This window comes from Streptomyces sp. NPDC059909 (genome assembly GCF_042730885.1).
Lineage (GTDB): Bacteria > Actinomycetota > Actinomycetes > Streptomycetales > Streptomycetaceae > Streptomyces.
The window spans coordinates 1-18,904 of sequence record NZ_JBHWKX010000026.1; the positions used below are offsets into that span (position 1 = coordinate 1).

At 72.2% G+C, this 18,904-nt stretch carries 18 protein-coding genes and 1 riboswitch; of the genes, 12 read left to right on the forward strand and 6 right to left on the reverse strand.

The window, feature by feature from the left end; all coding sequences use genetic code 11:
• Positions 1–174: 174 nt before the first annotated feature.
• The 7 genes from ACFV9O_RS19095 (at position 175) to ACFV9O_RS19125 (ending at position 8,497) form a co-directional block, all read left to right on the forward strand.
• On the forward strand, positions 175–1,011 hold the full coding sequence (locus tag ACFV9O_RS19095) for a PP2C family protein-serine/threonine phosphatase (protein WP_385419240.1): 837 nt from the start codon (positions 175–177) through the stop codon (positions 1,009–1,011).
• 139 nt (positions 1,012–1,150) lie between these two features.
• Positions 1,151–2,104 carry an MASE1 domain-containing protein gene (locus ACFV9O_RS19100; RefSeq protein ID WP_385419241.1) on the forward strand — a complete coding sequence of 318 codons (954 nt, stop codon included), beginning with the start codon at positions 1,151–1,153 and terminating at the stop codon, positions 2,102–2,104.
• A 94-nt stretch (positions 2,105–2,198) separates the two neighbouring features.
• Positions 2,199–3,257: an ATP-binding cassette domain-containing protein gene (locus tag ACFV9O_RS19105; RefSeq protein WP_385419244.1), complete on the forward strand. Its 1,059-nt coding sequence runs from the start codon at positions 2,199–2,201 to the stop codon at positions 3,255–3,257.
• Entirely contained in the window at positions 3,229–5,316 is a 2,088-nt protein-coding gene (locus tag ACFV9O_RS19110; RefSeq protein ID WP_385419246.1) for a YhgE/Pip family protein, read from the forward strand. Before ACFV9O_RS19105 ends, ACFV9O_RS19110 begins: the two co-directional genes overlap by 29 nt.
• A gap of 11 nt (positions 5,317–5,327) precedes the next feature.
• Positions 5,328–5,936: a TetR/AcrR family transcriptional regulator gene (locus ACFV9O_RS19115; RefSeq protein WP_385419247.1), complete on the forward strand. Its 609-nt coding sequence runs from the start codon at positions 5,328–5,330 to the stop codon at positions 5,934–5,936.
• 395 nt (positions 5,937–6,331) lie between these two features.
• On the forward strand, positions 6,332–6,955 hold the full coding sequence (locus ACFV9O_RS19120; protein WP_385419248.1) for a DUF4126 domain-containing protein: 624 nt from the start codon (positions 6,332–6,334) through the stop codon (positions 6,953–6,955).
• A gap of 57 nt (positions 6,956–7,012) precedes the next feature.
• On the forward strand, positions 7,013–8,497 hold the full coding sequence (locus ACFV9O_RS19125) for a phytoene desaturase family protein (protein WP_385419251.1): 1,485 nt from the start codon (positions 7,013–7,015) through the stop codon (positions 8,495–8,497).
• Between the two features lie 82 nt (positions 8,498–8,579).
• Here ACFV9O_RS19125 and ACFV9O_RS19130 read toward each other — a convergent pair whose 3' ends face one another.
• The 6 genes from ACFV9O_RS19130 to ACFV9O_RS19155 all read right to left on the reverse strand — a co-directional run bounded on the left by ACFV9O_RS19130 (position 8,580) and on the right by ACFV9O_RS19155 (position 13,326).
• Positions 8,580–9,467, reverse strand: a complete 888-nt coding sequence (locus ACFV9O_RS19130; RefSeq protein ID WP_385419254.1) for a hypothetical protein — start codon at positions 9,465–9,467, stop codon at positions 8,580–8,582.
• A 50-nt stretch (positions 9,468–9,517) separates the two neighbouring features.
• Positions 9,518–10,435 (reverse strand): methylenetetrahydrofolate reductase [NAD(P)H], encoded by a 918-nt coding sequence (gene metF, locus ACFV9O_RS19135; RefSeq protein ID WP_385419257.1) that lies wholly within the window; start codon positions 10,433–10,435, stop codon positions 9,518–9,520.
• 70 nt (positions 10,436–10,505) lie between these two features.
• A complete protein-coding gene (gene thiE, locus ACFV9O_RS19140; protein WP_385419259.1) occupies positions 10,506–11,162 on the reverse strand; it encodes a thiamine phosphate synthase in 657 nt (218 codons plus the stop codon).
• Positions 11,163–11,317: 155 nt separating this feature from the next.
• Positions 11,318–11,683, reverse strand: coding sequence for an Rv2175c family DNA-binding protein (locus ACFV9O_RS19145; protein WP_385419262.1), 366 nt, complete (start codon positions 11,681–11,683; stop codon positions 11,318–11,320).
• A 43-nt stretch (positions 11,684–11,726) separates the two neighbouring features.
• Entirely contained in the window at positions 11,727–12,956 is a 1,230-nt protein-coding gene (locus tag ACFV9O_RS19150; protein ID WP_385419265.1) for an NAD(P)/FAD-dependent oxidoreductase, read from the reverse strand.
• Positions 12,957–12,984: 28 nt separating this feature from the next.
• Positions 12,985–13,326, reverse strand: a complete 342-nt coding sequence (locus ACFV9O_RS19155; RefSeq protein WP_385419267.1) for a hypothetical protein — start codon at positions 13,324–13,326, stop codon at positions 12,985–12,987.
• A 52-nt stretch (positions 13,327–13,378) separates the two neighbouring features.
• Positions 13,379–13,492, forward strand: a riboswitch (TPP riboswitch).
• Here ACFV9O_RS19155 and thiO point away from each other — a divergent pair.
• The 5 genes from thiO to ACFV9O_RS19180 all read left to right on the forward strand — a co-directional run bounded on the left by thiO (position 13,489) and on the right by ACFV9O_RS19180 (position 18,846).
• Positions 13,489–14,697 carry a glycine oxidase ThiO gene (thiO, locus tag ACFV9O_RS19160; protein ID WP_385419269.1) on the forward strand — a complete coding sequence of 403 codons (1,209 nt, stop codon included), beginning with the start codon at positions 13,489–13,491 and terminating at the stop codon, positions 14,695–14,697. It overlaps the preceding riboswitch by 4 nt.
• Entirely contained in the window at positions 14,694–14,906 is a 213-nt protein-coding gene (gene thiS, locus ACFV9O_RS19165) for a sulfur carrier protein ThiS (protein WP_385419272.1), read from the forward strand. Before thiO ends, thiS begins: the two co-directional genes overlap by 4 nt.
• 8 nt (positions 14,907–14,914) lie before the next feature.
• On the forward strand, positions 14,915–15,709 hold the full coding sequence (locus ACFV9O_RS19170) for a thiazole synthase (RefSeq protein ID WP_385419274.1): 795 nt from the start codon (positions 14,915–14,917) through the stop codon (positions 15,707–15,709).
• Positions 15,710–16,036: 327 nt separating this feature from the next.
• Positions 16,037–17,977, forward strand: coding sequence for a Stk1 family PASTA domain-containing Ser/Thr kinase (gene pknB / locus ACFV9O_RS19175; protein ID WP_385419277.1), 1,941 nt, complete (start codon positions 16,037–16,039; stop codon positions 17,975–17,977).
• 5 nt (positions 17,978–17,982) lie between these two features.
• Complete coding sequence (locus ACFV9O_RS19180; protein ID WP_385419280.1) at positions 17,983–18,846, forward strand: deoxyribonuclease IV; 864 nt, start codon at positions 17,983–17,985, stop codon at positions 18,844–18,846.
• The last annotated feature ends 58 nt before the right edge of the window (positions 18,847–18,904 follow it).

Consider the following 18,904-nt stretch of genomic DNA (forward strand, 5'->3'; position numbering starts at 1 on the left):
CCCGCGTCAGAGGCAGACAGAAGCACCTTCGGCGCGCACCGGGGCATTTACCACGCCCCCGGCGCGCACCGAAGGTGCGCTGAGTCGCTGACCTGCGAATTCGCCTGTGGAGGTGGGACGGTTGCCGGACGGTTAAGGTGAGGTCAGGAGTACGCGGGAACCCTCGGAGCGGTCATGCGTGAACATCGCACCGACCCGCCCGACAGTGCGCAGCAGCTCCTGACCACCCTCGGGCGACTCGTCGACCAGGCCCTGGAGCGGATCAAACTTCAGCGGGCCCGGGTGGAGCTGACCATGGCCCTGCAGCGCCACATGCTCCCGCCCGAGCTGCCGCAGCTCACCGGCGTGCACATCGCGGCCCGGTACGCGCCCTGCCGGGACGGGCTGGACGTGGGCGGCGACTGGTACGACGCCTTCCAGATGCTGGACGGTTCGCTCGGGCTCGCCATCGGCGACGTGCAGGGCCACGACGTGGAGGCCATCGCCTTCATGGGCCAGGTCCGCACCAGCCTGCGGGCCCTTGCCGAGACGACGAGCAATCCGAAAGAGGTGCTCAGCCGCGCCAACGACGTGCTGCTCTCGATGGGCTGCGGCCTCTTCGCGACCTGCTGTCTCCTGCGCTTCGACCCGGTCAGCCGCGATCTGACCGTGTCCCGGGCCGGCCATCTGCCGATGGTGTGGGCCACGGCCTGCGGGCGCTCGGGGATCGCCCTCGACCCCGGCGGGCCGCCACTGGGCATCGTCCGGGGCGAGCGGTATCCCGTGACCCACCGCCGGCTGACGGAGGCCGGGGTCCTCGTGCTGCTGACCGACGGGGTCGTGGAGGGCCCGGACTACCCGATGGAGGCCGGTCTGGCCGAGGTGCTCCGGCTGGTGCGCGCCGGATTCGACGCCCACCCCGACGTACTGGCCTCCGCCGTCATCAAGGTGGCCGATCTGACCGGCCACCGCGACGACGCCGCCGTGCTCGTCGTCCGCTACGACGGGCCAGCGGCCGACGCACCCGCCTGACACACGTCCCCGGACGGCCCGGGCCGCCGATGGCACCGCTCCGCGGGCCCGCTGACGACGGGCCGCCGACCCGCCTCGGGCTCGCTGGTGGCTGGCTCGCTGACTCGCCTCCGTCCCGTCGACGGCGCAGACTGCTGTGGTGCGCGACGAGCAGATCCGGGGTCACGGCTTCGCGGCACTGCGGATCCTCGCTGTCGCCGCCGTCTACTGGGGATCCGCCGAACTGGGCCTGCTCCAGCAGCTGGTACGGGGTCAGATCACTCCACTCTGGCCGCCGACCGGGGTGGCCGTGGCAGCCCTGGTCGTGTTCGGTCTGCGGATCTGGCCCGCCATCGCACTCGGCGCCTTGCTGGTGAACATGTTCATCGGCCCGACGCTTCCGGCCGTTCTGGGCATCGTCGCCGGGAACACGCTCGCTCCGGTCTGCGCGTATCTGCTGCTCCGCCGCGCGAAGTTCCACGCCGCACTGGACCGGCTGCGCGACGGACTGCTGCTGGTCTTCCTCGGCGCGCTGGTCGGGATGCTGATCAGTTCGACCGTCGGCACCGGCGTTCTCCTGCTCGCCGGGGCGCTGGACGCGGACGACTTCTGGCCGGCGTGGTCGGTGTGGTGGACGGGTGACGCGATGGGCGTCCTGGTGGTCACCCCGTTCCTGCTCGTCCTCCGCACGGCCCACTGGCCCCCGAGAGCGTCACCCGGCCGCTGGGCCGAAGCGGCGGCCCTGACACTGGCCACGGTGCTCGTGACGCTGCTGGCGACGCGTACCGCGAGTTCGACCCTGCTCTTCCTGGTCTTCCCGGTCCTGATCTGGGCGGCGTTCCGCTTCCAGCTGGCCGGCGCCGCCCCGTGCGCGCTGGTGGTGTCCACGCTGGTGATCACCGCCGCGGCCCGGGGGGTCGGCCCGTTCGCCGGCCGGGATCTGTTCTCCAACATGTTCACGCTGCAGGCCTTCAACGGTTCCGCAGCCCTCACGGCCCTGCTGCTCGCCGCGGTCATCACCGAGCGGAACGAGACCCACGAGGAGATCAAGCGGGTCTGCGAACGGCTCGCGGAGATCGTCGCCGACGTCGACTCGCGCGAACGGGACGACTGACCGACCCCGCACCGACCGACCCCCGGCTTGGCGCCGTTCACCGACACAGGGTAGTTTTTGCACTGACCAGTCAGTGCAAAAGGGGAGGGTGTGCGTGGACAGCCCGCACGGGGCGGCCGTCACCGCCGAGGACTTCGGGCTCAAGGGCCCGCGCGGCTGGGCTTTCCGGGGGGTGAGCGTCGAAGCGGATCCCGGCTCGCTCATCGCGGTCGAGGGACCTTCCGGCTCGGGCCGCACCTGTTTGCTGCTCGCGCTCACCGGCCGGATGAAGCCCACGGAGGGGCACGCCGAGGTCGGCGGACTGCGACTGCCGCGCAAGATGGCGGCTGCCCGGCGGATCTCCGCGCTCGGCCCTGTTCCCGGCGTCAGCGATCTCGACCCGTCGCTCACCGTCGACGAGCACCTGCGCGAGCGTGCGCTGCTCCAGCGCCGGTTCGACGGCTCGCTGCGCGCGCTGCTGCGGCCGGGTGGCGAGCGGGCGGCGTCGGCCCGGAGCCGTGTCGAGGAGGCACTGGAGGCGGCGGGCCTCGACCTGGACTCGCTGCCGAAGCAGGGTCGTACGTCCGTGAGGGACCTGGAGCGGCTGGAGGCCCTGCGCCTCTCGGTCGCCCTGGCCCTGATCGGGCGTCCTCGGCTCCTGGCGCTCGACGACACCGACCTCAAGCTCTCCGACGCCGACCGGGCGGAGGCCTGGGGCCTGCTGCGCACGGTCGCCACGGAGGGCACGACCGTGCTGGCGGTGTGCAGCGAGGCGCCCGAGGACGCGGTGGTGATCCGTACGGGGGCGAGCGGGGCCGTCAGGAGGAACGCATCGGGCACGCCCGACGCGGCGGCCCCGCACGACGCCCCCGGGGAGCCGTCCGGTACGTCCGTCCCGACCAAGGCGACCGGGACCACGGCCGAGCCGGAGACCGGGACCAAGGTCGCCGGCGCCACCGCCATCGCCGCCGAGGACGACGGCAAGCCCGCCACCGACGCCGAGCCCGGCACCGAGACCAGCACCACCGCCGACGCCGGCACCGCCACCGGCACCGGCACCACCACCGACACCGGCACGACCACCACCACCAACACCGACACCGACACCGACACCGACAAGACCACGACCGAGGAGGGGGCGGCCGATGCGATCGCCGAGACTGGCCGCGCTTGAGCTGAAGCGCTTCGGCAGGGGCAAGCTGCCGCGCGCCGCGCTCGTCGCGATCCTGCTGCTGCCGCTGCTCTACGGCGCCCTGTACCTGTGGTCCTTCTGGGACCCGTACAGCCGCCTCGACCGGATCCCCGTCGCACTCGTCAACGACGACAAGGGCGCCACCGCCTCCGGCAAGAAGATCGCCGCCGGTGATGAGATCACCAAGGGCCTGCGCGACAGCGAGGTCTTCGAGTGGCACGAGGTGAGCGCCGAGGACGCCCGCGCGGGTGTCGAGGACGGCACGTACTACCTCTCCCTCACCATGCCCGCCGACTTCAGCAAGCGCATCGCATCGAGCTCCGGCGACGCGCCGGAGACCGGAGCGCTCGAAGTACGGACGAACGACGCGAACAACTACATCGTCGGCCAGATCTCCCGGACGGTCTTCTCCGAGGTGCGCACCGCCGCGTCCAAGGACACCTCCCGGTCCTTCCTCGACAAGATCTTCATCTCCTTCTCCGACATCCACGACGCCACGGAGAAGGCCGCCGACGGCGCCGACAAGCTCAAGGGCGGCATCGGCAAGGCCAAGAAGGGTTCCAAGGACCTCGCCGACGGCCTCAAGGACGCCAAGGACGGCAGCGGGAAGCTGGCCGGCGGCATCACACGGCTCAACAAGGCCGCAGGCGATCTGGAGACGGGCGCCGGGAAGGTCGCCGCCGGCACCCAGGAGCTGGCCGACAAGGTCAACGGCATCGCCGCCGACGTACGCCCGTACCTCAAGGACAACGGCAAGACGGTCGGGGACACCGCCCGCTTGGTCGAGGACTCCTCCCGGGCGGCGCGCCGCAACCTGGACCTGCTCGTGACGCACGCGCCCGGAGCGGCGGCCAAGGCGCGCGAGGCGGCCGACGAGCTGGCCGAGCTCCACAAGGACCGCTGCGAGAACGCCCTGCTCCCCGACCCGGCCTTCTGCCCCGCCCTGAAGGAGGCCATGACCAGCGCGGCCGACGCCGCCGAGATCGCCGAGGACGTCAACACCCTCGTCAAGGACAACAGCGGCGACCTGAAGCGGCTCGACACGCACCTCAAGACCCTGCAGGAGCAGGCGAAGAAGCTCGCCGACCGTTCCCCTCATCTCGACGAGGACGTGGAGTCCGCCGTCACCGAGATAAACAGGCTGAACAGCGGTGCGCACAAGGTCGCCAAGGGCGCGGACCAGATCCACACAGGACTGACCAGCGCCAAGACCGGCTCCTCCGACCTCGACTCCGGTGTCGGCCGGCTCGAGACCGGCGCGATCGACCTCGACGGCGGCATGTTCAAGCTCGTCGACGGCTCCGGCGAGCTGGCGGGCGGCCTCAACGAGGGCGTCGGCAAGATCCCCGACTACGACAAGCAGGACCGCGACCGCCGTACGGACGTCATGGCCGACCCGGTCCAGCTCGCCTCCCAGTCGCTGCACAAGGCGCCCAACTACGGCACCGGCTTCGCCCCGTATTTCATCCCGCTCTCCCTCTGGGTGGGCGCGATGGTGGCGTACATGCTGATCCACCCGCTCAACCGGCGTGCCCTGGCCGCCGGCGCCTCCGCCTGGCGGATCGCACTGGCGGGCTTCCTGCCGGTGGCCGCGATCGGGATGCTCCAGGTCGTCGCCCTGATGTCCGTCCTCCACTGGGGCCTGGGGCTCCGGATGGCCAGCGCGGCCGGGACCGTCGGCTTCCTGGTGCTGGTGGTCTGCTGCTTCGCCGCGATCATCCAGTGGCTCAACGCCCGCTTCGGCGCGGCGGGCCGGATCCTGGTCCTGGCGGTGCTGATGCTCCAGCTGACCTCCGCGGGCGGCACCTACCCCGTGCAGACCAGCCCGGCGTTCTTCAACGCCGTCCACCCCTTCCTTCCGATGACGTACGTCGTCGAGGCGCTGCGCCGGCTGATCACGGGCGGCGGCATCGGCCCGGTCTGGCAGGCAACGGCGGTACTGCTCGCCTTCACCGCCGGGGCCCTCGCGCTCACCGCCGTGTCCGCGCGGCGCAAGCAGGTATGGACGTTCGACCGTCTCCACCCCGAGCTGAGCCTGTGAGAATCGACCCCATGAACAGCAGCAGCACCCGGAGACAGGCGACGCGCGCCAAGCTCTACGAAGCGGCCGTGACCCTCATCGCCGAACAGGGCTTCTCCGCGACGACGGTCGACGAGATCGCCGAGCGTGCCGGAGTCGCCAAGGGCACGGTCTACTACAACTTCAAGAGCAAGACCGAGCTCTTCGAGGAGCTGTTGCGGTACGGGGTCGGGCTGCTCACCGCATCGCTGCAGGCCGCCGCCGACGAGACGGAGGAGCGCGGCGGCACCAAGGTCGAGGCGCTTGACGCGATGATCAAGGCGGGTCTGGGGTTCATCGACCGCTACCCCGCCTTCACCCAGCTGTACGTCGCCGAGCTCTGGCGTACGAACCGGGCCTGGCAGTCCACGCTGCTGGTGGTCCGTCAGCAGGCGGTCGCCGTGGTCGAAAGGGTCCTGCGGGAGGGTGTCGAGCGGGGTGAGCTGAGCGAGGAGATCGACATTCCGCTCACGGCGGCCGCGCTCGTCGGCATGGTGCTGGTGGCGGCGCTCGACTGGCAGGCGTTCCAGCCGGAGCGGTCGATCGACGATGTGCATGCGGCGCTGTCGCGGCTGCTGCACGGCAGGGTCAGCGGCCGCTGACCGGAATCCGGCAGCCGGACGGACAAGGCCGACAGCAGACGAACCCGACGAGCGACGAACACAGAAGTGACGAACACAGAAGTGCCGGTCCGGCGAAGCTCGATCCCCCCGAGCTTCGCCGGACCGGCGTTTCCCCCGATTCCCCGTGTCCCCCGTTGCCCTGTACCGCTGTTCCCCCGGGTCCGGGCAACCCCCGTTCGGTCGGTGCGCCGCGCCGTTCCGCCGCCCCGTGCCGGCGGTGCCGGCGCCGCGCCCCTTCCGTGGTCTCCACTCTTCCGTCTGCGCAGGTGAGAGCCCATCCGCGTACCTACTCATCTCCTCGCCTAGGTACGGATACTCAGACGCCCGTGCTCAACCCCACCCGCACTCGGCGCGGGCTGGTTACGATCGCGTCCGTGTCCGTACTCCCCCTGGTCTTCACGAGTGGCTGGGCCAGCGGCATCAACGCGTACGCGGTGGTCCTGCTGCTCGGCCTCTTCGGCGCGACCGGCATCAGCGACGAAGTTCCCGAGTCGCTCCAGCGCACCGATGTCCTGGTCGCCGCCGGTGTGCTCTTCCTGTGCGAGGCGGTGGCGGACAAGATCCCGTACGTCGACTCGGCCTGGGACTCGGTCCACACGGTGATCCGGCCGGTGGCGGGCGCGGTCGTGGCGGCGCTGCTGGCCGGGGAGAGCGGCTCGCTGCCGGAGCTCGCGGCCGGTGCGGTCGGCGGGTCGACGGCGCTGATGAGCCATCTGGTGAAGGCCGGGACGAGGATGGCGATCAACACGTCCCCGGAGCCGTTCAGCAACATCGCCATGAGCACGACCGAGGATCTCGGCGTCGCCGCGATCATCACCTTCGCGATGTTCCATCCGCTCGCTGCGGCGATCATCGCGGCGACGCTGCTCGTGCTGGGCGTCGTGACCGTGGTCTTCCTCGCCTCGCGCATCCGCCGCTTTCTGCGCCGGAGGGCGCAGCGCCGCGAGGAGAGACGGCTGGCGGCGGCGGAGGGCCTGCCCCAGCGCCCTCCGCACTGACGCCTGCGACGGACATCCTGGGTGGGGCTGTCGGTGGCGACCGATACAGTCGCTGACATGGGACGGATTGCGGTGATCGGCGCCGGGATGGGCGCCATGGCGGCGGCTGCGCGGCTCGCCGTGGCGGGCCACCGGGTGACGGTGTACGAGCGCTCGGCGGCGTTCGGCGGCGCGGTGGGCGGGTTCGAGCGCGACGGGTTCGCGTTCGACACGGGCCCCGGACTGCTGCATCTGCCCGCCGTCTACCGGGATCTGTTCATCAAGACCGGCAAGGAGCCGCTGGAGAGCCGGGTCGAGCTGGCCCAGGTCGACCCCGCGAGCCGGCACGTTTTCGGGGACGGCACGGCCGTCTCGCTGCCCAACGCCTCGCGCGGGGGCGTCGTGTCCGCGCTGGACGCTGCGCTGGGGGCCGGGGCGGGCGCCCGGTGGGGCGAGTTCCTCGGGCGCGCCAGGGACGCGTGGGACCGTTCGCGCCGGCCGCTGCTGGAAGAACCGCTCTGGCCCGACTGGCAGGTGCTCGGCCGCGATCCGTATCCGGCGCTCCGCCGGCGCCGGTTGGTGCGCACGCGCCAGGCGCGCACGCTCGCCGAGATCGGTGCCTGGGAGCTGGCCGACCCCCGGCTCGCGGCCCTGCTCGACGCGTATGCGCTGTCGTACGGACTGGATCCGCGCCACGCCCCGGCGAGCGCAGCCCTGCTGCCGTACATGGAGCAGACCTTCGGGAGCTGGTACGTCCGGGGCGGGATGCGGGCGCTCGCCCGTGCGGTGTACGAGCGCTGCCTGGAGCGCAAGGTGGAGTTCGTCTTCGGCGCCGAGGTGACGGGTGTCGTCGAGAAGGACGGCCGGGCAGCAGGTCTGCGACTGGCCGACAGCCGGGTCGTGGACGCGGACCACGTGGTGGCGGGTGCCGGCGAATCCGGTCTCGGGGGCCTCCGGCCCTGGCAGGACGGCGACGTCGGGCCCGGGGCGGCGCAGGAGGCTCCGGGCCGGTTCACGGTCCTGCTGGCACTGCGCGGCGCCCGCCCCGAGGGCACCGCGCACCGGACCGTGGTGCACTCCCCCGATACGGCGGCCGAGGCCGCCGCGGTCTTCGGCGGCGCGCTCGCCGAGCGCCCGACGGTCACCGTGCTGCGGCCGGACGATCCGACGACCCGCCCCGACGACGCCCATGAGGCGGTCACGCTGTCCGCGACGGTCGCCCCGTCCGGGGGGCCCTCCGGCATCGACTGGACGGACGGGGCGCTGCGCGAGCGTTGCGCGGAAATGCTCATCGCCGCCGCCCGACCGGCGACCGGGGACCTGCGTGAGCGGCTGCTGTGGCGCGAGACGGTCACCCCGGCCGAGACGGGGAGGGTGCACGCGCCGGCCCTGGCCGGGGACGGGGGCCGGTATCTGCGCCCGTCGAACAGCACCCGGCTGCCGGGGCTGTATCTCGCGGGCGGCTGGGCGCATCCGGGCGGCGGACTGGCCCATGCGGGCATGTCGGGCGCGCTGGTGGCCGGGCTGATCGTGGAGGGCGAGGACTTCCGCGGCTCGCAGTGAGTCCGCGGTGGGCTCGGGGCGGGCCTCGGTGGGCCGCGCCGGGTGACGGTGGCGCCTCAGCAGGAGGCTTCAGCCGGGGTCCTCAGTAGCGGTACGGCTGGCCGTTGTAGTCGTTCTCGTAGCCGCCCTGGTCGTAGCCGTAGCCGTACGGCGACGGCTGCTGCGGCGGCATGGGCGGCATCGGCGGTGCCTGCTGGTCGCCCTCGCGCTGCTGCGGCACCCACACCCCGCCGGGCGGTGTCTCGCTGTAGCCCTGCTGGGGGGCGTAGGTGTCGGTGTACTGCTGCTGGCCGCCGTAGCTGTCGTACGAGTCGTAGCCCTGGCTGCCGATGTACGGGTCGGAGTAGGCGGCGTACTGCTGCTGGCCCGTGCCGTAGTCGTACTGCGCCGCGTAGGCGTCCTGGGCCTGGGCCGCCGTCGGCTGCTCGTACGGGGAGCTGTACGTGTCGTACGTGTCGTACCCGCCGTACTGCCCGTACCCGTCGGCCTGCCCCTGGCCGTCGCCCTGGGCCTGGCTCGCGGCGTACGCGGACTCGCTGTAGATGCCGTACTGCCCGGTGTCCTCGGGCAGCGGCATCGGCTCGTAGACCGCCGTGCTCTCGGCGGCCGACAGTTCGTCCTCGTCGTGCGGCTCGTAGGCGAGGTCCGACACCTCGAGCGTGGGCTCGCGCACGGCGGCGCTGCCGCCGGACTTGCGGCGGCGGCTCGATCCCGGGCTCCCGCCGATCGCCCAGCCCGTGGAGAAGCCGCGCCGGAAGGAGAGCGTGACGTACGTCTGCCCGATCGCGAAGGCGGCCGCACCGACCGCGATCACGATCACGTTCGGCATCAGCACACCGAGGACGACACCGAGGAATCCGGCGAACGCGAGCAGCCGCCAGCGCAGCCGCGCCTTGTACTGCAGCAGCACCTCGCCGAGCAGCCACAGCGCGACAATGCCGAACGCGATGTAGAGCACCGTCCAGCCCATGCCCGCCCCTCTCATCGGCCGCCGCCGGGGGTAGTGGCGGGTGTGGCCGGTTACGACTGCTCGTGCAGTCCGAGATTCTCGTAGATTTCGAGAGTCGCCGTGGAGTTGTTGAGCGTAATGAAGTGCAACCCGGGGACACCCTCGGAGAGCAGCCGTGCGCAGAACTCCGTCGCGAACTCGATGCCAATGGAGCGTACAGCGGCTGGGTCGTCGCCGACCGCGCGGATCCGTTCTTCCAGCTCCGGCGGCAAGGACGCGTTGCTGAGCTGGCTGAAGCGTTCGATCTGCTTCACGCTGGTGACGGGCATGATCTCGGGAATGATCGGGGTCGCGCAGCCGGTCTCGGCAACCCGGTCACGAAGCCGCAGATAGTCCTCCGGGCGGAAGAACATCTGGGTGATCGCATAGTCGGCACCGGCCCGGCATTTGTCCACGAAGTACTGGATGTCCGTGTCCCAGTCGGTCGACCGGGGGTGCATTTCGGGGAAAGCCGCGACACCGACACAGAAGTCCCCGGAGTCCTTGATCAGCCGGACGAGGTCGGCCGCGTACGTCACGCCGTCCGGGTGCTTGACCCACTCGCCCATCGGGTCGCCGGGCGGGTCGCCGCGGAGCGCCAGGATGTTCCTGATCCCGGCGTCGGCGAACTGACCGATCATGTTCCGCAGCTCGGCGACGGAGTGGTCGACCGCCGTGAGGTGTGCGACCGGCGTCAGGGTGGTGTCGGCAGCGATCTTCTGGGTGGCCCTGACCGTGCCTTCCCGGGTGGAACCGCCCGCGCCGTACGTCACGGAGACGAAGCTCGGGCCCACGGCCTCGACCCGGCGCAGCGCGTTCCAGAGGTTCCGCTCGCCCTTCTCGGTCTTGGGCGCCCAGAACTCGAAGGAGTACGACGCCTTGCCGGTCGCGAGCATCTCGCGCACCGTGCGTGCGCGATCTGTCCGGGTGGAAGCTGTGCCGAGGGCCATGTTCGCAGGTTATCCAGGGCCTAGGGGCTGCCCAACCGGTGTCCACCCATCGGACACCCGCTGTTCGCCATCAGCCCTTGTCGGCGTACGCCCGTATCCGCTTGCTGAGATCGGCGGTGGCGGCGGCCGGATCGTCCGCCTCGGTGATCGCCCGGACGACGACGACACGGCGGGCTCCGGCGTCCAGCACCTGGTCGAGATTGCCCGCGTCGATCCCGCCGATCGCGAACCAGGGGCGGTCCTGCAGCAGCGAGGCCGCGTACCGCACGAGGTCGAGTCCCGGGGCGTGGCGGCCCGGCTTGGTGGGGGTGGGCCAGCAGGGCCCGGTGCAGTAGTAGTCCACTCCGGGCTCGACGGCGGCCGCGGCGGCCTCGGCCTCCGCGTGCGTGGAGCGGCCGATGAGCACCTCGTCGCCGAGGATCGCCCGCGCGGCCGGGACCGGCAGGTCGCCCTGGCCCAGATGCAGCACGTCGGAGCCGATGGCATGGGCGACATCGGCCCGGTCGTTCACCGCGAGAAGCTTTCCGTGGCGGCGGCAGGCATCGGCGAACACGGCGAGGTGCTCCAGCTCCTCGCCGGCCTCCATGCCCTTGTCGCGCAGCTGCACGATATCCACACCGGAGGAGAGCACGGCGTCCAGGAACGCGGGGAGGTCCCCCTGCCGCTTGCGGGCGTCCGTGCACAGATAGAGCCGGGCGTCGGACAGGCGCGCGCGAAGCATGGACATGAGGTGCTCCCCCCGTGGGGACCGGCCGTCGCCCGGCCGGTCGTGACTGGTTCCGCCGGTGTACGGGACCGGGGGCGAAGCTGCGGGCGCATGCCCGCCCCGGTCCCGCACACCAGGCTTCCCGTGGTGTGGTGATGGGTGGTGTCGTCAGGACGTCAGACGGCGAGCGCCTGGGCCCGGCGCTTCACCTCCGTGCCGCGATTCTCGCTGAGCGCGTCCGCAGGGGTGCCCGGCAGGGTCGGGTCCGGCGTGAACAGCCACTCCAGCATCTCTTCGTCGGTGAAGCCGTCGTCCCTCAGGAGCGTCAGGGTCCCGCTGAGGCCCTTGACCACCTTGTCGCCCTTGATGAAGGCGGCCGGCACCTGAAGCGTCCGGTTCTCACCGCGGCGTACGGCGATCAGCTGGCCCTCCTTGACCAGCTGCCGCACCCGCGTCACCTCGACATCGAGCTTTTCCGCGATGTCAGGCAGGTGGAGCCAGGCGGGGACGAGAGCATCGATCTTTGCGTCAATCTCGGTCACGGGACAAGCGTGCCATCCCGGACTGACAGTCGGTAGCCGGACCCTAGAGTGCTGCGGCCTTCAGAGGGACACCGGGGTCCCCCGCACGCTCCGGATCGAGCCGTGCGCCCGCCTCGATGAGCCGGCGCCCCTGGGCCAGGTCCCGGGGCCTGCCGACCGCGAGCAGGGCGACCAGCACCCCGTCCCGCAGCCACAGCACCGACCAGGTGGAACCTGCGGCCGGGTCGCCCCGCCATACGAGTGTCCCGGCGCCCGTGTGATGCCCCGCGTACTGCACGAAGCGGCCGAACTGCTCGGACCAGAAGTAGGGCACCGGGTCGTAGATCTGCGGCGGTTCCCCCGTGTCGCCGCCGACGACGTTCGCGGCGACCGTGCGCGGGCCCTGGAGCGCGTTGTCCCAGTGGTGGACGAGGAGCCGTTCGCCGTAGCGGCCCGACGGGAAGGAGGCGCAGTCGCCGACGGCGTACACATCGGGCAGCGACGTGCGCAGCCGTTCGTCGGCGGTGATCGAGCCGTCGGGGCCGATGGCGATGCCCGACCCCTCGAGCCAGTCGGTGGCGGGGCGTGCACCGATGCCGACGACGACGGCCCCGGCCGGCAGCCTGCGGCCGTCCGCGAGGACGACGGTGCCGGCCTCGACGCCCGCGACGCGCGCGCCGGTGAGGAGTTCCGCGCCGGCCTCCGCGTACCAGTCGGCCATCGGCGCGGTGACCTCGGCGGGCAGGGCGCCGGCGAGCGGCCGGTCGGCGGCCTCGACGACGGTGACGGCGCAGCCCGCCTCGCGGGCGGCGGTGGCGAATTCCGCGCCGATCCAGCCGGCGCCGACGACGACGATGTCGTGCTGCCGCTCCAGCACCGGACGCAGCCGTTCCGCGTCGTCGAGCGTGCGCAGCAGATGGACGCCCGGGACTCCCTCGATGCCGGGCAGCGTGATGGGCTCGGCGCCGGTGGCGATGACGAGGGTGTCGTACGGAACGGGCCCCGCCGGGGTGTCGAGCTCATGGGCGCCGGGGCGCAGGCCGCCGACCTCGCGGCCGAGCTGGAGGTCGATCCGGAGCGCGTCGAAGTCGACGTCTAGGGCGGAGCCCTCCGCCTTGCCGAGCAGGACGGCCTTGGAGAGCGGAGGGCGGTCGTACGGCTGGTGCGGCTCGGCGCCGATGAGGGTGATGGTGCCGGAGAAGCCCCGCTCGCGCAGGGCCACGGCGGTCTGGACGCCGGCCATGCCGGCCCCGACGATGACGACACGACGGCTCTGCGTTACCTGCTCGCTCACCCGGCCACCCTAACCATCTGGCGGATCGTCAGGAAGACTGCTGCTCCACCACGCTCGTGCCACTGCCTTCCTGGGACTCCCATTCCCAGGTCTCGTCCAGCCGCACCCGCCCGTCGGGCAGCTCGGTGACGGTGGAGACACAGTGCCCGGACGATGTCGTTCCGTCCTGCTTCAGCTGGACGTAGCGGAAGTCCAGCCGGTCGCCCTCGCGCGTGCCGACGAGATGGCCGCGGACCACGTCACCGCCCGCGTAGTCGGCCCAGATCCGGCCCTCCTCCTCGTGGTACGTGAACCGGGTCCGCGTACCGACCTGGCCCGGCGCCTGGTCGGCGACCGGGGAGAGGATGAGTCCGTCGAGCGAGCGGGCCACGGTGCGGGCTCCCTTACTGCGAGTTGGGGGCGGGGGTTAGGCTGGCCACCGTACTGCTACTCGCGGGAGCCCGGACGCACCGGGCTGAGAGGGAGGCTGAGGCGGCCTCCGACCGTACGAACCTGATCCGGGTCATGCCGGCGAAGGGAGGGTCTGGACGCCATGCATCCGCGTACGCGGCATTCACGTACGGCGCATTCACCGACAGGGCATTCACCGACAACGGCGGACGTCCTCGTCATCGGGGGCGGGATCATCGGCCTCGCAACCGCCTGGCGGGCGGCACAGCGTGGGCTGAGCACCGCGCTCGCCGACCCCGAACCGGGCGGCGGGGCCGCCCAGGTGGCGGCGGGCATGCTCGCGGCCGTCACGGAGCTCCACTACGGCGAGGAGACGCTCCTCGGCCTCAACCTGGCGTCCGCGCGGCGCTATCCCGACTTCGTCGCGGAGCTGGAGGAGGCGAGCGGACAGGACACCGGATATCGCCGGTGCGGGACGCTCGCCGTCGCGCTCGACGCGGACGACCGGGCGTATCTGCGCGAACTGCACGCGCTGCAGGGCCGCTCCGGGCTGGAGTCGCAGTGGCTGACCGGCCGGGAGTGCCGGCGTCTGGAGCCGATGCTCGCACCCGGCGTGCGCGGCGGGCTGCGGGTGGACGGCGACCACCAGATCGATCCGCGGCGACTGGCGAAGGCCCTGGTCGTGGCGTGCGAGCGGGTGGGCGTGACCTTCCTCCGCGAGCGGGCCGAGCGGCTGTCGGTGGTACGGGACCGGGCGGCCGGTGCCGTGCTCGACGGGGGCCGCGAAGTGGCCGCGGAACAGGTCGTGCTGGCCGCGGGCAGTCTGAGCGGCCGGCTGGGCGGCGTACCGGAGGAGGTGCTGCCGCCGGTCCGGCCGGTGAAGGGGCAGGTGCTGCGGCTGACCGTGCCGCGTCCGTACGCGCCGTTCCTGTCGCGGACGGTACGGGCCGTGGTGCGCGGCAGCCATGTCTATCTCGTACCGCGCGAGAACGGCGAGCTGGTGGTGGGCGCGACGAGCGAGGAGCTCGGCTGGGACACGACGGTCACGGCGGGCGGGGTGTACGAGCTGCTGCGCGACGCGCACGAGCTGGTCCCGGGCATCACCGAACTGCCGCTCACCGAGACGCGCGCGGGCCTGCGGCCGGGTTCGCCGGACAACGCGCCGCTGCTCGGACCGACGGAACTGCCCGGGCTGCTGCTGGCGACCGGGCACTACCGCAACGGCGTGCTGCTCACGCCGGTCACGGGCGAGGTGATGGCACACGCGCTGGTCACCGGGGAACTGCCGGAAGAAGCACGCCCCTTCACCCCTCGCCGCTTTTCTCCCGTACGTCAGGAGTTGTCCGCATGACCGGGTCCACGACCGTGTCCGTGAACGGAGAGCCGCGGGACATCGCGGCAGGGACCACGCTGGGTGCGCTGGTCGCGACGCTGACGGCGGCGCCGTCCGGGGTCGCGGCGGCCGTGAACGAGACCGTCGTCCCGCGGGGCGAGTGGTCCGGGACGCTGCTCGGCGACGGCGACCGGATCGAGGTCCTCACCGCGGTGCAGGGAGGGTGACCGGAGCCATGGCCGACGACCGTTTTGTGCTGGGCGGGGTGGAGTTCTCGTCCCGTCTGATCATGGGTACGGGCGGGGCGCCGAGCCTCGACGTACTCGAACGCGCGCTGATCGCGAGCGGTACGGAGCTCACGACGGTGGCGATGCGCCGCCTCGACCCGACCGTGCAGGGGTCCGTCCTGTCCGTGCTCAACCGGCTGGGCATCCAGGTCCTGCCGAACACGGCGGGCTGCTTCACCGCGGGCGAGGCCGTGCTGACCGCGCGGCTCGCGCGCGAGGCGCTCGGCACGCACTGGATCAAGCTGGAGGTCGTCGCGGACGAGCGCACGCTCCTGCCCGACCCGATCGAGCTGCTGGACGCGGCGGAGGTGCTGGTCGACGACGGCTTCACCGTGCTGCCGTACACGAACGACGACCCGGTGCTGGCGCGGAAGCTGGAGGAGGTGGGCTGCGCGGCGATCATGCCGCTGGGCTCGCCCATCGGGTCCGGGCTCGGGATCCGCAACCCGCACAACTTCCGGCTCATCGCCGAGCAGGCCACCGTCCCGGTGATCCTGGACGCGGGGGCGGGCACGGCGTCGGACGCGGCACTGGCGATGGAGCTGGGGTGTGCGGCGGTGATGCTCGCGTCCGCGGTGACGCGGGCCCAGGAGCCCGTCCTGATGGCCGAGGCGATGCGCCACGCGGTCGAGGCGGGCCGGCTGGCGCACCGGGCGGGGCGCATTCCCCGCCGGCACTTCGCGGAGGCGTCGTCCCCGGCGGAGGGCAGGGCGCTCCTGGACCCGGAGCGTCCGGCGTTCTGAGACCAGGCCCGCAGCCCGGGGCCGTCCCGGGTCCCGGGTCCGCGGTCCCGGCACCGCGGAGTGGGCCGGCATGCCCGTCCTGAAGCGCCGGACGGGCTCCGGAGGAGCGCCGGGGCGTAGGGGCAGTGCGTGGCGCGGGGGTCCGGGGGTGCAGCCCCCGCTACTGGGCCGGGGCCGCAGCCCCTGTTCGGGAAGGGGCGGGGAGGGAGAAAGCCCGCCGCCATGCGCCCTGCAACCGCAACCCCCGGGTCACGGGTCCGCTGCAGTACGGCGCCGGGCCCGACCCGATGGGGCCGGAGGTCCCGGCGCGGCTCGTAGACTCGCTGCGTGGATACGACGCTTCAGGACCCCCTCGTCGGGCAGCTGCTCGACGGCCGCTACCGCGTCGACGCGCGCATCGCCGTCGGCGGGATGGCCACGGTCTACCGGGCCGTGGACACCCGTCTCGACCGGGTGCTCGCCCTCAAGGTGATGCATCCGGCGCTCGCGACGGACGCGTCGTTCGTGGAGCGGTTCATCCGCGAGGCGAAGTCCGTCGCGCGGTTGTCGCACCCCAATGTGGTGGGGGTCTACGACCAGGGCGCGCAGGGCTCGTACGTCTATCTCGCGATGGAGTACGTCGCCGGGTGCACCCTCCGTGACGTGCTGCGCGAGCGCGGAGCGCTCCAGCCGCGGGCCGCGCTCGACATCCTGGAGCCGGTGCTGGCGGCGCTCGGTGCGGCGCACCGCGCCGGGTTCGTGCACCGGGACATGAAGCCGGAGAACGTGCTGATCGGCGACGACGGCCGGGTCAAGGTCGCCGACTTCGGGCTGGTCAGGGCCGTTGGCTCCGTGACGAACACCACGGGCTCGGTCCTCGGGACCGTGTCGTACCTCGCACCCGAGCAGATCGAGTCCGGCACCGCCGACACCCGCGCCGACGTCTACGCCTGCGGTGTCGTCCTGTACGAGATGCTCACGGGCGCCAAGCCGTACGAGGGGGACACCCCCGCCCAGGTGCTCTACCAGCACCTCAACGAGGACGTGCCGGCCCCGTCCGCGGCCGTACCCGGGCTCGCGCTCGAGCTGGACGAGCTCGTCGCCGGCGCGACCGCCCGCAACCCGGACGTCCGGCCGTACGACGCCGTCGCGCTGCTCGCGCGGACCCGTGAGGCGCGCGCCGCTCTCGGGGACGACCAGCTCGACGCCGTGCCGCCGCAGGCGCGGCCCACGACCCCCGACGGCACCGCGGGCGCCGAGGACCGTACGAGCGTGCTCCCCCGGGGCGCGGCCCAGCAGGTCCAGCAGGTCCAGCAGGTCCAGCTCGGCGTACAGCAGACCAGCAGGCTGGAGATGCCGCCGGTGCAGCCGGCCCCGCGGACCCCGGCGCGCCCCACCCGGGCGCCCCGGCGCGGCGTCATCGCCGTCGTCGTCGCCGCCCTGCTGCTCCTGGGCGCGGGCGGCGTCTGGTACATCAACTCCGGACAGTTCACCCGTGTCCCCCCTGTCCTCGGGCAGACGGAGGCCGCCGCCAAGAAGCGTCTCGCCGACGCCGGGCTCGAGGTCGAGCGGACCGAGCAGGGCTTCAGCGACGTCTACCGGCGCGGCACCGTCATGGACATCGACCCCGACCCCGGTCAGCGCATCCGCGACAACGGCTCGGTGACGCTCGTCGTCTCCCGGGGTCCCGAGATCGTCAAGGTCCCGGAGGTCGAGGGGCTGACCCTCGCCGAGGCGAGGAACGCCCTGCGCAAGGTGGGGCTGGCCCCCGGCGTGGTCACCAAGGAGTTCAGCGAGGACGCCGCGCAGGGAACCGTCATCGGCTCGGAACCGGCCGCCGGAACCGACCGGCGCCCCGACTCCGCGGTCGCGCTCGTCGTCAGCAAGGGCGCCCCCATCGACGTACCGGACGTGACCGGCGAGTCCGTCGAGGACGCCAGGAGCACGCTGGAGGACGCCGGGCTGGAGGTCGCGGTCGCCGCCGGGCAGGTCAACTCGCCCGAGGATGCCGGTACCGTGGCCTCGCAGTCCCCGGCCGAGGGCGGGCAGGCCGCGCGGGGCGACACGGTCACCCTCACCGTCTCCAAGGGCCCGCGCATGGTCAAGGTCCCGGACGTCACGGGCAAGACGATCGCCGACGCGCGTCAGAAGCTGGAGAAGGCGGGCTTCGAGGTCAAGGTCGAGCGCAACTTCCCCTTCCTCGGCAACAAGATCGAGAGCCAGTCCGTCGAGGGCGGCGAGCAGGCCCCCGAGGGCAGCACGATCACCATCAGGACCAAGGGGCTGTAGAACCGATGCGCAACCCTGTCGGCGCCCATGTGCCGGTGGCCGGCGGACTCGCCAGGACCGGCCTGACGTATGCACGGGAGATCGGCGCGGAGACCGTCCAGGTCTTCGTCGCCAATCCCCGCGGCTGGGCGACGCCCGCCGGGAACCCGGCGCAGGACGAGCAGTTCCGGGCGGAGTGCGCGGCCGAGGGGATACCGGCGTACGTCCACGCCCCGTATCTGATCAACTTCGGCTCGCACACCGAGGCGACCGCCGAGCGGTCCGTGGAGTCGCTGCGGCACTCGCTGCGCCGGGGCCGCGAGATCGGCGCGCTGGGCGTGGTGGTGCACACCGGCTCGGCGACCGGCGGCCGTACCCGCGAGGTGGCACTCGCGCAGGCGCGGGAGCTGATGCTGCCGCTGCTCGACGAGCTGACCCACGACGACGACCCCTTCCTGCTGCTGGAGTCGACGGCCGGGCAGGGCTTCTCGCTCTGCTCCAGGACCTGGGACTTCGGCCCGTACTTCGAGGCCCTGGACGCCCACCCCAAGCTGGGCATCTGCCTGGACACCTGCCACATCTTCGCGGCCGGGCACGATCTGGCGGCGCCGGGCGGGGTGAAGGAGACCCTGGATCTGCTGGTGGAGACCGTCGGCGAGGGGCGGCTGAAGCTGATCCACGCGAACGACTCCAAGGACGTGGTGGGCGCCCGCAAGGACCGTCACGCGAACATCGGCGCGGGCCGGATCGGCGAGGAGCCGTTCCGGGCACTGATGACGCATCCGGCGACCGAGGACGTACCACTGATCATCGAGACGCCCGGCCCCAAGGAGGCGTACGCGGCGGATGTGGCGCGACTGAAGGGGCTCCGCTCTCCGGACCTCCCTTGAGGAATACCCCTGGGGGGTATACCGTTCTGTATGGGCAGGAACGGTTACCTTGCTTTGG